Genomic DNA, 13,394 nt, shown 5'->3' with positions numbered 1-13,394 from the left:
CCCCCAGACCACGCAGGGACGATGAGCACGTACCGCGACTTCACACACCGCGGCTCCGCCCGCGCCACCGTCCTGCGGACCGTAGGCACCCGGGAGCGGCGCTCGCACCTCACGGCGCCGCGGGTACCCACCGTCGGCATCGACATCGGGGGCACGAAGGTGATGGCCGGCGTAGTCGACGCCGACGGCAACATCCTGGAGCAGCTGCGCACCGAGACGCCGGACAAGTCCAAGAGCCCCAAGGTCGTCGAGGACACCATCGTCGAGCTGGTCCTGGACCTCTCCGACCGGCACGATGTGCACGCCGTCGGTATCGGGGCGGCCGGATGGGTCGACGCGGACCGCTCCAAGGTGCTCTTCGCCCCGCACCTCGCCTGGCGCGACGAACCGCTGCGCGACGCCCTCGCCTCCCGCCTCGTCGTCCCCGTCATGGTCGACAACGACGCCAACACCGCCGCCTGGGCGGAGTGGCGCTTCGGAGCGGGCCGCGGCGAGGACCACCTCGTCATGATCACGCTCGGTACCGGCATCGGCGGCGCGATCCTGGAGGACGGTCAGGTCAAGCGCGGCAAGTACGGCGTCGCCGGTGAGTTCGGCCACATGCAGGTGGTGCCCGGCGGGCACCGCTGCCCGTGCGGGAACCGCGGCTGCTGGGAGCAGTACAGCTCCGGCAACGCCCTGGTCCGCGAGGCCAAGGAGCTGGCCGCGGCCGACTCCCCGGTGGCGCACGGCATCATCGAGCGGGTCAAGGGGAACATCCCCGACATCACCGGGCCCCTCATCACCGAACTGGCCCGCGAGGGCGATGCGATGTGCGTCGAACTCCTCCAGGACATCGGCCAGTGGCTCGGCGTCGGCATCGCCAATCTGGCCGCCGCGCTCGACCCCTCCTGCTTCGTCATCGGAGGCGGCGTCAGCGCCGCCGACGACCTGCTGATCGGCCCCGCCAGGGACGCCTTCAGGCGCCACCTCACCGGCCGTGGCTACCGCCCCGAGGCCCGGATCGCGAAGGCGCAGCTCGGCCCGGAGGCAGGTATGGTCGGCGCCGCCGACCTGGCTCGGCTGGTGGCCCGCAGATTCCGCCGTACCAACCGTCGCCGTGTCGAGCGGTACGAGCGGTACGCACAGATCTACGACCAGGCCGCGAGCACCATCCGTAGTACGCGCAACACTCGCACCTCCTAGGGATCTCCACAGACATGACAGCAGCCGAGCACCCCGTCCTGCCGCGCCAGTCCTCGCCGCCCGACGACGACAGGCCGCCGCAGGACCGGCGCCAGGTGATCCGCCGCCGCCTGATCACGGCGACCATCATCGTGCTGCTCATCGGCATCCCGGCCGGCTATCTGCTGATCTCCGCGGGGCAGAGCCGCCGCTCCGGCCAGAACAAGGAGGCCGAGGCATCCGCGCAGGGGCTCCAGGAGGGCTGGCCGTCCCGGATGCAGCGCCGGATCTACGAGCTGCCGATCCCCGGCAACGCCCTGGACGTGCAGTACTACGAGACCAACAACTGGAAGGCCAGTCGGCTGTACGTGGAGTTCCGTACCACGTCCGCCGGGCTCGACCGGTTCCTGAGCCGACTGGGCAGCGGCCGCGCCGCCCTGGAGACCGGCAAGGTCACCATCGGCGACCGCGACCAGAAGATCTCGGGCTGGAGCTTCGGCCCCGGCGTCGAGTGGGCGGGCACCACGCACACCAACAAGGACCCGCGGCCCACCCAGGACATCACCGTCAACATGTCCGACCCGATGAACCCTGTCGTATATGTCGTATCTGCGGCGACCCCCTGACCGGAAGGCGACAGACCGCTCACCAACCCGGAGCGAGTGAGCGACGCCAGCGACATGAATACCCCGCAGCCCATATCGGTCCCGCAGGCCGCACCGCAGGGGCAGCCGGTGCCTGCCGCCCCGCAGCCGACGCACCAGGGACAGCCGGTCGAGCCCGCGGCGCCCGTGCCTCCCGTACGGATCCCGCCCGCGGCCCAGGCCCTGCCCGTGCGCACCCTGCAGTACCGGTTCGACGGCCCCCAGGACGCCCCTGTCCTCGTCATCGGCGCGTCGCTGGGCACCACATGGCACAGGTTGTAGATCGTGTCCTGTGCGGTCCAGGTGGTCCATGTGAGGTGCGTAAGCGCAGGTCAGGTCATTGTGGTCCAGAGGCGTCGACGCTGTTGGTGAGACGCGTGTGAGAGGTCACGAACCCCCGTCGGCTTGTGCCGGCGGGGGTTCTGCGTGTGGCGATGGGCCGCACCGTGCGGTGTTCCAGGACACGACGGAGCCCCGCCATGCTCCTCTTGGCGGGGCTTCGTCGCGTGCGGCACGGGAGCAGCCCTGGCCTTTCTGTTCGTCACCCGCTTTTCTCTGCCGCACTGCCCTGCGGCTAGTTTGTGTGCAGGACAGGTACGCAGGCCCGTGGTGGCAGAGGTGCACGGGGGACGGGAGGTCGGGAAGAGTGTCGCTGCGCGGAGGTGATCCAGCCGAGATCGGCGGTTATCCGCTTGAGGCGCGGCTCGGCTCGGGTGGCATGGGAACGGTCTTTCTGGCCCGTACGAGTTCGGGGCGACCTGTCGCGATCAAACTGATCCACCAGCAGTTCGCGGGGGACGACGAGTTCCGCATCCGTTTCCGGCAGGAGGTGGCGGCGGCGAGGCGGGTGAGCGGCGCGTTCACCGCTGCCGTGGTCGACGCTGCCCCGGAGGCCGAGCAGCCGTGGATGGCGACGACCTATATCGAGGGGCACACGCTCGCCCAGCGCATCGCGGAGAACGGCCCGCTGAACGGGGCGGAGCTGAGGAGGCTCGCCATCGGGCTGGCGGAGGCGCTGCGCGACATCCACCGGGTGGGGGTCGTCCACCGTGACCTGAAGCCCTCGAACGTCGTGCTCTCGCCCGAGGGCCCGCGCGTCATCGACTTCGGCATTTCGCGCGCCGTGGACCAGCAGACGCTGACGATGACAGGGCGGGTCATCGGTACGCCGCCCTTCATGTCGCCGGAGCAGTTGCAGACGCCGCGTGGTGTGGGGCCGCGGTCCGATGTCTTCTCCCTGGGGACGCTGCTGGTGTACGCGGCGACGGGCCACGGGCCCTTCGATGCGGACAGCCCATACATGACGGCGTATCAGGTGGTGCACGAGGAGCCGTCGCTGGGTGCCGTGCCGGTGGCCCTGCGCGCGGTTGTCGAGCCGTGCCTGGACAAGGAGCCCGAGGGGCGCCCCTCGGCGGACGAACTTCTCGTGCTGCTGCGGGACCTGCCGGCCGACCTCGGCGGGACCGACGCGAACGGGGTCGGCACGGGCCGCACCCGCGACATGATCACCCAGCATCACCTCGAGACGCGGGCCACCCTGTCGCCGATCGCCCCGGCCACCGCCCCGGCCGGTCCCGATACAGGGAGCACCGGCACCCCCATCGGCAGCCATCTGCGCCGCCGATGGCGTCCCGTGCTCGCGGCCGCGGTCGCGGTGGCAGCGATCGGCGGCGGGGTCGCCGTGGTGACGGCCGACGGCTTTGGGGGGAACAGCGGCGGCGACAAGGGCAACAGCGTTGCGGCGGCGGGTGCCGCACTTCCGGCCGGTTTCGAACCGTGGCGCAAGACCGTGCAGGGCGGTCGCGAGGACATCCCCGACGAGCTTCGTTGCGTCGCGCGCGGCGACGCGCTGTTCTGCGGGGGCGGCGGTGTTGTCGCGACCCGTATCAGGGCCTCGGACGGCTCGCGGGTGTGGACGGCGAAGAGTCCGGGCGTCCCCGTCCAGGGCATGCACCTGGTGGGCGCCACCGACGACACGGTGCTCGGTTACCGCTTCGCCGCCCAGGACGCCCCGCAGGACCCTCCCAGCGAGGTGGTGGCCATCGACGCGAACAATGGCCGGGAGCTGTGGTCCGTGCCGTCCGGCGCCCAGTCGAAGGCCGTCACGGGTCGGACTCAGGACGCCCTTGTGGTCGGCTCCGCCGTGGTGACGGTCGACGCTTCCAACTCCCGCTTCGAGGCCCGGGACGCGCACAGTGGCAGGGTTACCTGGACGACGCCGTTCCCCGCGGGCACACAGTGCGCTCCCGTCCCGGTGGGCCCACAGCTCCTCGCGATGTGCGCGACGGATGCGGAGGTGGATGCCTCAGAGGTGCGCCACTCCACCCTGTACACGGTCGACCGCGCCTCGGGGACATTGGGCAGGCCCATCGCGGTTGACGGCCCCGCTGTGCCGATGGGCGTCGCCAATGGCGGGCTCGTACTCTTTCAGGGGCACATGGAGGGAACGGCGCTGGCCGGCTACGACGGGGTGGCGCGGGTCCACCCGGCCTCGCGGAAGGTCACGTACTCCCGGCTGGCCGAGACATACGCGGGGACGCCCGGCATGGCGGACGGCACCCTCTACGTGAGCAGCCAGACCGGTCTCGTCACGGCGCTCGACCCCGCGACCGGCCGGAAGAAGTGGTCCCGGCAGACGGGCGTGGAGGGTGCGTCGGGCCCCGTGGCGGGAGCTGACGCACTGTATTTCAGCTCGGCCACCGGCCGGGTGGTCGCGCTGTCGCCGCACGATGGCAAACCCCTGTGGACAACAGATCCGCAGGCCGATGGTTTGACGGGCGAGCAGGGCGCAAGCCCGCGCGTGACCGTCGCGGGGCGTGCAGTGATTGTGGCCGCGGCCAAGAACACTCTCTTCGCCTTCGACGCGCAGAAGCCGCCGAAGTCGGGCTGACCCCGGCGGCACCGGACGCCGGCCGTCTGGGGGGCTCGCAGACGTAGGGCGTGCACGAGGGGGTCCTTTCGCCGAGAGAGGGAGCCGCGAACCCGGCCGGTAATCCTGGCCGGGTTACGGCGCGTCGGGGTGGAGCAGGGCGGACACTCGGGCGGCCAGAGCGTCGATGTCCACCTGGTCGAAGCAGGTGGTGTCCACGGTCAGTACCGGCCCTGGCAGGTCCAGGGGCTCGTAGCGGCCGGCCAGCAGCTCTTCGCGGAATTCGTCGATGTTCTGGGCGTCGCAGTGGCCAGGGTGCCGCTCGGCGGAAGCAGATCGGGCAGCGAAACGGTTGAGGAGGGCGACACCGTCGGTGTGGCACTGGATCTGAACCACTTCGGCGCCTGTGGCACCGAGGAGTTGCGGTCGCGCGACTGCTGACGGAGGGTCTCGCATGGGCCAGGCGCTGGTCGGGGTCGTGGCAGGTGCCCACGACCGGTGCGATCTCCCGGGCTCGGGTCAAGCTCGGACCGCAGCCGTTGAAGGCCCTGTTCGAGCAGACCCGCAACGGAGTTGGCAGCCCCTTATGACGAGCGATGGGAGATCGAAACCACGCTGGACGAGCTGAAAACCCACCAGCGCGGCCCCGCCCCATCGGCCAGGCGCAGCACGAGACTCTTGAGTGCGGCCGCCGTCGGCGGCCGTCCGGTGCGAGAGCCGCGGTAGTCCCACTTCCTGGCGATCAGTTTGCGGTGCCAGGCCGGCAAAGTGCCGGGGGTGACGGGGAGGACGGCGGCCCAGCGGCCACGCGGTATCAGCGAGCTGAGGGCGGCGAGCCAGAACCGGTCGGCCGGCTCATAACGCACCCCGCCCTTCACATGCCTGCGCAGGATGGCATTTTCGTGCCGCAGCACCAGCAGTTCGGCATCCTTGGCGGTGTCTCGACGCAGTAGGACCGCGGGGACGGACAACAGCGCGCGGGCGGTGTGGTAGAGCAGGGACACGATCACCAGGGCAGCATTACAAGTCCCCACCGACGACCCTGGAGGCGGGTGCTGACCAGCAGCGATGACTTTACGAGCCCCACAGGTCCGGGTCGACTCGACAATCAACCGGGCTCACCAACACGCCACGGCCGGAAAAGGACACCACCGCCACCTGCCGCAGCATGAGCGAAGCTCCTGCCGCCGAGGGGGAGCCAGCCAGCCACGCCTGGTGTTCCGTCGGTTGCGCCGGCGGGCCCCGTGGCGTCGCTGGCCCGGCGGGACGGTGGGCACGGCCGGGCGGTCCCTTCCGGGGGGCGGGCACGTACGGCGAAGCGGAGGGGTCCGAACCCGTTGTCAGTGGGGACGCCTAGAGTCTCTCCCACTCGCCACGGTGCGTTGCCGTTGACGGGTTTCATCAGCGTGCCGCCGGTTCGGCGGCCGTCCGTAACAACGGGGAGAACAGCGCATGGGGTGGGTTCCTGCGGGCGACTACGAAGTCGCCCTGGAGGCGGGCAAGGTGGTCTGCCGCAACGGGAAGGGCCGGCGGCTGAAGTCCGTCCCGGCCAGATTGAAGGACGACCCGGCGGTCGTCGGGCTTCGGCAGTTGACCGAGTGGCTGGAGCGGCACGCACACCAGTGCCTGACCGACGTCGAGCAGTGGATGGTGCGTTCGTTGCCCGTCCCCACGGCCGTGCTCGCCCGGGTCTGGCCCGACCCGGCGTGGCAGGCGGCCTTGCGGGACGTGGTGGTCACCGGCGCGGACGGTGGGGTAGCCGGGTTCCTGCGCGATGTCGACCCCGACCGCGGTCTCGGCCTCGTCGACCTCGACGGCGACACGGTCCGCATCACCCCGGACGTCGTCAGCGTGCCCCACCCCGTCCTCCTCGACGACCTCGACGAGCTGCGGGAGTTCGCGGTCGAACTGGGGGTGCGCCAGAACGTGGAGCAGTTGTTCCGCGAGGTGTGGCGCCGCCCGCCGGGCCTCGCCCCGGACACCACCTCCGTGGACACCTACGCGGGCGGCGTGTTCAAGGAACTGCGTTTCCTGCACGGCCGCGTCACCCAACTCGGGTACCGGTCGCGCGGCGGATACGCGGTCTGCCCGGTCGTCGAGGACGGCGCCACCGCCGAGGCGCGCATCTGGATCGGCGAGCACGACGGATACGACGAGTACGGCACCGAGACGGGCCCCCTGGGCTGGACCGACCCTGCGGGGCGGGCGCTGACGGCCGCCGAGGTCGGCCCCGTCGCGTGGTCCGAGGGCATGCGCATGGCGGCGGCGCTCTACGCCGGCCGCGACGTGGAGGACGAGGAGCGGGCGGCATGAGCACCACGACGACGAACACCAACGCGAACACGACGGCAGCGGGCGCGGCGTCCCTCCCCGTCCAGGCCCGGGGCGAGAGCGCCTCCACCCTCGCCGCGGAGGCCCGCGCGGCGGCCCTGCTGGACGCGGGCGCGATCCTCCCGGTCGGCACCACCGACCGGGACGACGCCGACGCGCTGACCGCCCGCACCTACACGCACACCGCCCTCGGCGACCGCCCCGTGGTCCGGCTCGTGCCCGGCACCCTCGGCGAAGCCGAGGACCTGGCCCTGGAGTTCCTCGGGCTGGCCCGGACCGCCGAGGCCCCCGTCGTGGGCCAGGTGCGCCGCGAGACGCTGGGCTTCCCGGCCTGGGCGCTGGTCAACGACCCGGCCAACGGGCACCACGCCCTGGCCCTGGTCAAAGACATCGAGCGGCTGGGCCGGCAGGCCAGGACCCGCGCCGGAGCGGCCAAGGAGGGCTTCGACGCACTCGGCACCCGGCTCGGCCGGGCCGTGCCCCACTTCCTCCCCACCTACTACGAGCAGGTGGCGCGCCTCTTCCTCCAGGCCGAGAACACCACCTACGCCGCCTCCTTCTTCGGCAAGGCCCGCGAGGCCGAGCGGGTGCACGGGCTGGCCGTGGACGAGGACCGGCAGCGGGCCGTCTTCCTGGAGTTCGCCTTCGCCGGCGCGCTGACCGTCAAGGCGCTGCGGCAGTACGTGCGGGACCTGGTGGCCCGGCTCGCACCGGCGGACGCCTGGGCGCAGTTCCGCCGTCTGCTGGTCGAGCGCTGCGCGGCCGGCATGCCGCCGTACGCGGCGCTGCCACAGGACGTGCGCGCGCTGGTCAAGGCCGCCGGGCTGGACCGCGAGGCCGCAGAACGCGACCTGGTGGCGGATCTGATCGGCTCCCCGGGCGTCGTCCGCGCCCCCGCCTCGTTCTGGGAGACCTACCGCTCCGCGCTCATCGCCCTCGCTCGACGGGACGCGGCTGTGCGGGCCCGGCTCCTCGGCTTCTTCCCGGAGACCTTCAGCGAGAGCGGCCGGGACACGGACGGCGAATCCGGCTGGCTCGCGTTGCTGGCCGAGTCCGGCGCCGAGGACCTGCTGACCGCCCTCCCGGGCACCTCCGGCAACGCTCCCTCCGACTCCTCCGACCCGTCCGTCTCCCCGGCGGACTGGCTCGCCCGCTGGGAGGCACACCGCCGGCTCAACCGGGTCACCTCGGGCCGCAGCCCGCAGACCCTCGACCTGGCCGCCCGGATGGCGGACCGGCTGCGGGCCGACGGGCGCCCCGTCGAGCTGTTCCAGGGCCGCTGGCAGCGCACCGCCGACCTGGACCTCCTCGACCTCTGCCTGGCCTCCGGCGTCCCCGTCGCCGAGCCGGACGACCAGGGCACGGACACCGCTCAGGGCCCCGGCGTCCCGCTCGGCTCCTGGCTCACCGACACCGCGCCCGGCGCGCGGGACCTCACCGCCGTCGCCGAACGGCCGGTCTTCCGCGCCCTTCTGCGCCGGAACGTCGGCAGCCTCGGCGACGGACACAGTCAGCGGCTGAGCGACGCCGGCATGGCGAAGCTGGCGGCGCACCCGGTGCTCTCCGGAATCCTGCGGGAGTGGCTGACCGCCTGCGCCGAGGAGTACACGGCCGCGCGAGGGCTCCCCGGGCTGCACACCGCTCTCAACAGGCTCTCGGCGTTCCGCACCGTGGTCGCGGACGTCGCCCCGGAGGCCGTGCGACTCCTCAAGGGCCACGATGTCGTGCCGCTGCTCGCCTCCACCCTGCGGACCGGCGTCCTCGACGAACTGGGCTGGCCCGCGCTCGACGAGACCTACGCCGAACTGGCCGCTGAGGCCGCCGCCGTGCGTCAGCGGCGCCACCGGTCGGAGAGCGTCGGTGTCACCGGCGCCTGGCCCGCGCTGATCCTGAACACGCTCGAACGGGCCGTCGTCGTCGGCCCCGAAGGCGTTCTGCTGCGGCACACCCTGCGGCTGCCCGCCACCGTCGACCACTGGCGGCAGCTCGCCTTCCGTTACGTCGACGGCGAGTTGATGGTCATCTGGTGGGAGGACGGCAAGCAGCGCGGCTACTGGTCGCACCGCCCCGCCGAGGTGTTCACCGTCGGCGGCGAGCAGATCCCCCGCTGGGGCGGCTCCGGCCCCTCGGACGAGGTCTGCATCCCCCTGCCCAGCGGCGGCCGTGCCACCGGCGGCAAGGCCCTGCACGCGGGCGACACCTCCCTCCCGCCTCAGCGCGCCGTCATCTCCGACGGCACCGGTCTCTGGCGGGAAGGCCACCAGGGCACGCAGCGGGTATGGCTGGAGTACGACCCGGCCGGCGGCACGCACGGCCGCGCATCCCTCCCCGCCTTCCTCCGCTCCGGGGTGCAGGACGGCACCCGGCTACTCACCGAGCACTGCCAGGTGCTGCCCCTCCAGCCCGGCCTGGAGACCACCCCGTTCGGAACGGACGGCACGGTCCTCGGCCGCTGGGTCCGCCGCACGGTCACCGAGCCCGGCACGGCCGCCCCCGCCGACGGGCACCGGATCGTCGCCGGCACCCCCGACGGCCACACGGTCACCCTGCCGTACCCGCTGCCCGGCGGCGGCTCTCCGGTGCCGCTCGGCGCCCTCACCCTGCCCGGCGGGTCACGGCCGGTCGCGGCACTGCGCCACCGCTCCGTCGAAGCGCACCCGGCGGACACGGACGGCACCGGTGGCAGCCTGTGGTCCGTCAACCCCGACTCCTCCGGTGGGAACGACGCGGCGGGCACCCCCTACGTGCCTCCCGTCACCTACTGGCACGCCCTGCGCCCGAGGGACGAGCGGGGCTCCACCGCCCTGCGGAACCTGACGGACTCCCGGGCGGGGGAGCTGTTCAAGGAGGTCGCCGCCGCGGTCGCCCGGCACCTGGAGGCGTTCCGGGCGGTCAAGGAGTACACCGGGCCCTCGTCACGGGAGCTGAGCCAGGAGGCCGTCGCCAGGGTGCTGCCCGAGGTGTCCGACGCACGGCTCCTCGCGGGCGTCACCGCCCTCGTCCGGAACGCGGTGGACCGGGCTGCCGCAGCCGCCCGGTACCTGGAACCGCCCAAGCCCGTGCAGCCGGCCACGCCCCGGAACACCGCACGCACCCAGGGCATGTTCTTCGATCACGAGCCCGAGCACGGCGACGACACGACTCTGCAGATCGCCTCTGCCTGGAACTCCGAGCGGATGCGCGGCGGCTGGTGGGGAGCCGGGAGACGGTGGACCGCGATCCGGCAGATCCTCGCCGTCAACCATGTCCTCGGCGGCGAGCCGGCGTTCGGCCCACCCATACCGTCCAAGGTTCCGTTCACCCCCGTGGACGGTTGGCAGCGGGACGAGTACACCGTGCCCGGCGACTCCCTGGCCTGGACCCCTCTCCTCGACAACCTGCCCGAACTGGCCTACCGGGCCGCCTCGGCGACCACCTCCCCCGAGCACCGCACCGGTCTCCTCGTGCTGCTGGAAACCCTCGCCGCAGGCCCGCTGGCCGACCCCGCGGGCACGGTCCGGCAGGTGGAGCTCGTCGAGCCGATCCTCGGAGGGACGACCGGGCCGGGACGCCCCGAGGCCGTGCACCGCCTCGGCCAGGTGCTGCGCAGGGGCGCCCGCACCGTCGTGGTCATCGCCAACCGCGGCCGGAACTCCCGGAACGACGCGGCATGCTGGCTTGCCCTGGACCACGACCCGACCGGCGCCTTCGGCCCCGTCCCCGGCTTCACCCTGGACCACGAGCACGTTCACCGGCAGGGCATCGCCCGCGACCGGCTCACCCGGCTCACCGCCCTGGTACGGGAGCAGGGCCCGGCACCCTGGCGTCCGGAGGCCGCCGAGGCGTTCCACACGGCCACCGGAATCGGTCCCCTCCAAGCCGCCGCCCTGCTGTCGGCAGCCGTCGAGGAGCCCGGCGCCGATGCGCTCGCGCTGCTCGGGGTGAAGACACGTGCCTTCGAGGCGGCCCAGGCCAGGCTGGACGCCCTGCCCCGCGACGACCGGCACGCCCTGCTCCGGGCGCTGCTGCCCGCGGACCCGGCCGAGCTGTGGTCCACGGGCCCCGACGTCCGGGCCGCCGCCGAGGTCTGGCAGAAGCGCCTGGCCTCCCTCGTCCGCGTCCCCGAGGAACTGGACCTGGACCTGTCGGGCACCACCTCGGGCGCCGTCGACCTGATCCTCAACACGGGCTCCCGGACCTGGCTCGCCCACGGCACCGATGTCCAGGACGGCACCGGCCGCCCGGGCCTGCGCCGGGTGGGCGCACGCGGTGCGGTCTCCTCGGCGCTGACCGCCCTGCGCACCCTCGCCTACACGCTGCCGTACGGGCACCTCCTGCGGGCGCACCTGCCCGTCGGGCTCGCGGCCCTGCGTAGCCGCCTCGCCGACCCGGACCTGGTGCTGGACCTCGGTCTCGACTGGACCGAGTCGGGGGGCTCGATCGGCCCCGCCGTCCGCGCCGCCCACGGGCTCCCCGAGTCCGGCGGCGCCGGCGCCGACGGTCTCGTCCGGGCCGGCACGGCGCTGCTCCTCGCCCCCGGCCACGGCGACAACGAGAAGCTGCTGATTCGCCCGGCCGGCCTGGCAGGCCCCGACGACCCGGCGTTCGGACTCGTCGAGGGCACCGTCGGCCGTCACAGCACCGGCGATCTGCTCGCCCTGCGCACACTGCTGGGCGAGGAGCCCGACGCGCTGGCCTCGGCGGGCGCCCCCGACGGCTCCCCGCACCACCCGGCCCAGGACCCGACGCGTGCGGTGCCGGACCTGGTGGCCGAGGCCGTCGACACCCTCGGCCTGAGCGCGGACGCCGCCGCCCTCTACCTCATGCTGCTCGCCCTGCCCGATCCGACGGACCGCAACTGCGTCCGCTGGACCGAGTGGAAGCCGGCACGGGTCAAGAAGGCCCGGGCGGAACTCGCCGCCGGCGACCTCGTCGTGGAGGCGAAGCGCTCCCGCGCCGGCCGCACCCTGTTCCTCCCCTGCGGCTGGCTCGAACGCGGCGCCCCCGGACTGCCGCTGGAGACCTGGAAGGAACGCCTGTACCCCGTGGCCGGGTCCACCCGGACCCTGCCCCACCTCCCCGTGCCCGCGCTGTTCGCAGCCGCCTGGGCACGGGTCCGCGGAGGCGACGCCCCCGCCTTCGAAGAACTGGACACCCGCGCAACCCGGAAGGGCCGCCGCCGATGACGAACGACATCACGACCACCGTGGACAGCACCACCACGGGCGGCGTCCCGGACCGGGCGACGGCGCCCGGCCGGGAGCTCCGCCAGGTCACGCCGCCCGAGGACCGGTACGCCACCGAGCTGGCCTTCCTCGCCGCCCACGACTCCGGGCCCCGCCCACCCGGCTGGCTGCTCACCCCGCGCGCCGTCGTCACCTTCGTGACGGGCAGCGCGGGCGAGGCACTGAGCCTGCCGAAGGGCGCCCGGCCCGGAGCCGGGGTGCCGCCCCGCCTGGTGATCGAGCAGAAGTTCGTCGGCGAGCGCGCCCTGGTCGAACGGTGCGTGGTCACCCTTGCCGGTGAGCGCGGACTCCTCCTCGTGGGCGAACCCGGCACCGCCAAGTCCATGCTCTCCGAGCTGCTGTCGGCGGCCGTCTGCGGGACCAGCGCGCTCACCGTGCAGGGCACCGCGGGCACCACCGAGGACCAGCTCAAGTACGGCTGGAACTACGCGCTGCTGCTCGCCCAGGGCCCCACCGAGCAGGCCCTGGTTCCCTCCCCGGTACTCGCCGCCATGACCCGGGGGGCCGTCGCCCGCGTCGAGGAGGTCACCCGCTGCCTGCCGGAGGTCCAGGACGCTCTCGTGTCACTGCTCTCCGAGCGGCGGATCGCGGTCCCCGAACTCGCGGGCGGCGAGGGCGCCCAGGTGCACGCGGCCCCCGGGTTCACCCTCATCGCCACCGCCAACCTGCGGGACAAGGGCGTCTCGGAGATGTCCGCCGCGCTGAAGAGGCGCTTCAACTTCGAGACCGTTGGCCCCATCGGGGACGTGGACACCGAGACCGCGCTCGTCCGGCGTCAGTCGCGGGCGGCCGTCGAACGCGTGGGCGCCGCCTACCAGGTGGACGACGCGGTCCTCGAAGCCCTTGTCACCGCCTTCCGGGACCTGCGCGAGGGCCGCTCCGTGGAGGGCTGGGAGGTCGAGCGCCCGTCCACGGTGATGAGCACGGCCGAGGCGGTCTCGGTCGCGGGCTCCCTGGGCCTGGCCGCCACCTACTTCCCTGGCGACCGGGACGTGCTCTCCCTCCTGCCCGGCCATCTGCTCGGCGTCGTCCGAAAGGACGACCCCGCCGACGCGGCAAGGCTGCTGGGGTACTGGGACGGGCCGGTGCGCAGGCGCGCGGAGCAGGGGTCGGCCACCTGGCGTGCCCTGTGGGACCTGCGCGCGGTGCTGGAGAACTGAC

At 73.1% G+C, this 13,394-nt stretch carries 10 protein-coding genes; 8 read left to right on the top strand and 2 right to left on the bottom strand.

Annotation, left to right across the window (positions count from 1 at the left end):
* Positions 1 to 21 precede the first annotated feature (21 nt).
* The 4 genes from OG953_RS09255 to OG953_RS09240 all read left to right on the top strand — a co-directional run bounded on the left by OG953_RS09255 (position 22) and on the right by OG953_RS09240 (position 4,698).
* Positions 22 to 1,185, top strand: a complete 1,164-nt coding sequence (locus OG953_RS09255) for an ROK family glucokinase (RefSeq protein ID WP_405683399.1) — start codon at positions 22 to 24, stop codon at positions 1,183 to 1,185.
* A gap of 14 nt (positions 1,186 to 1,199) precedes the next feature.
* Positions 1,200 to 1,790, top strand: coding sequence for a hypothetical protein (locus OG953_RS09250; RefSeq protein WP_405683398.1), 591 nt, complete (start codon positions 1,200 to 1,202; stop codon positions 1,788 to 1,790).
* Positions 1,791 to 1,844: 54 nt separating this feature from the next.
* Positions 1,845 to 2,090 carry a hypothetical protein gene (locus OG953_RS09245; RefSeq protein WP_405683397.1) on the top strand — a complete coding sequence of 82 codons (246 nt, stop codon included), beginning with the start codon at positions 1,845 to 1,847 and terminating at the stop codon, positions 2,088 to 2,090.
* Positions 2,091 to 2,454: 364 nt separating this feature from the next.
* Positions 2,455 to 4,698 (top strand): serine/threonine-protein kinase, encoded by a 2,244-nt coding sequence (locus OG953_RS09240; protein WP_405683396.1) that lies wholly within the window; start codon positions 2,455 to 2,457, stop codon positions 4,696 to 4,698.
* A 114-nt stretch (positions 4,699 to 4,812) separates the two neighbouring features.
* Here the strand turns inward: OG953_RS09240 and OG953_RS09235 are convergent, their stop codons facing one another.
* The gene (locus OG953_RS09235; protein WP_405683395.1) at positions 4,813 to 5,073 is read right to left on the bottom strand and encodes a hypothetical protein; all 261 of its coding nucleotides are present in this window, start codon (positions 5,071 to 5,073) and stop codon (positions 4,813 to 4,815) included.
* 8 nt (positions 5,074 to 5,081) lie between these two features.
* Between OG953_RS09235 and OG953_RS09230 the strand changes: the two genes are divergently transcribed.
* On the top strand, positions 5,082 to 5,267 hold the full coding sequence (locus OG953_RS09230) for a transposase domain-containing protein (RefSeq protein ID WP_405691739.1): 186 nt from the start codon (positions 5,082 to 5,084) through the stop codon (positions 5,265 to 5,267).
* On the opposite strand, the gene OG953_RS09225 is transcribed toward OG953_RS09230, so the two are convergent.
* Positions 5,262 to 5,687, bottom strand: a complete 426-nt coding sequence (locus tag OG953_RS09225) for an integrase (RefSeq protein ID WP_405683394.1) — start codon at positions 5,685 to 5,687, stop codon at positions 5,262 to 5,264. The two genes, OG953_RS09230 and OG953_RS09225, sit on opposite strands and share 6 nt — an antisense overlap.
* A 442-nt stretch (positions 5,688 to 6,129) precedes the next feature.
* Between OG953_RS09225 and OG953_RS09220 the strand changes: the two genes are divergently transcribed.
* Genes OG953_RS09220 through OG953_RS09210 form a run of 3 tightly spaced genes read left to right on the top strand, consistent with a single transcriptional unit; the run spans position 6,130 to position 13,393 of the window.
* Complete coding sequence (locus OG953_RS09220; protein ID WP_266356443.1) at positions 6,130 to 6,990, top strand: DUF4132 domain-containing protein; 861 nt, start codon at positions 6,130 to 6,132, stop codon at positions 6,988 to 6,990.
* On the top strand, positions 6,987 to 12,173 hold the full coding sequence (locus tag OG953_RS09215; RefSeq protein WP_405683393.1) for a hypothetical protein: 5,187 nt from the start codon (positions 6,987 to 6,989) through the stop codon (positions 12,171 to 12,173). The genes OG953_RS09220 and OG953_RS09215 overlap by 4 nt, the downstream gene beginning before the upstream one ends.
* The gene (locus tag OG953_RS09210) at positions 12,170 to 13,393 is read left to right on the top strand and encodes an AAA family ATPase (RefSeq protein ID WP_405683392.1); all 1,224 of its coding nucleotides are present in this window, start codon (positions 12,170 to 12,172) and stop codon (positions 13,391 to 13,393) included. The genes OG953_RS09215 and OG953_RS09210 overlap by 4 nt, the downstream gene beginning before the upstream one ends.
* The last annotated feature ends 1 nt before the right edge of the window (position 13,394 follow it).

It is taken from the genome of Streptomyces sp. NBC_00057, assembly GCF_045041165.1.
Taxonomy (GTDB): domain Bacteria; phylum Actinomycetota; class Actinomycetes; order Streptomycetales; family Streptomycetaceae; genus Streptomyces.
Note: the sequence above shows the minus strand (reverse complement) of the source record. Positions and strands in the feature narration are given on the sequence as shown.

Bases quoted from the DNA above. Each gene is read 5' to 3' on its own strand.
- OG953_RS09220 (WP_266356443.1), top strand. From the start codon at position 6,130: ATGGGGTGGGTTCCTGCGGGCGACTACGAAGTCGCCCTGGAGGCGGGC.
- OG953_RS09210 (WP_405683392.1), top strand. From the start codon at position 12,170: ATGACGAACGACATCACGACCACCGTGGACAGCACCACCACGGGCGGC.
- OG953_RS09245 (WP_405683397.1), top strand. From the start codon at position 1,845: ATGAATACCCCGCAGCCCATATCGGTCCCGCAGGCCGCACCGCAGGGG.
- OG953_RS09215 (WP_405683393.1), top strand. From the start codon at position 6,987: ATGAGCACCACGACGACGAACACCAACGCGAACACGACGGCAGCGGGC.
- OG953_RS09250 (WP_405683398.1), top strand. From the start codon at position 1,200: ATGACAGCAGCCGAGCACCCCGTCCTGCCGCGCCAGTCCTCGCCGCCC.
- OG953_RS09255 (WP_405683399.1), top strand. From the start codon at position 22: ATGAGCACGTACCGCGACTTCACACACCGCGGCTCCGCCCGCGCCACC.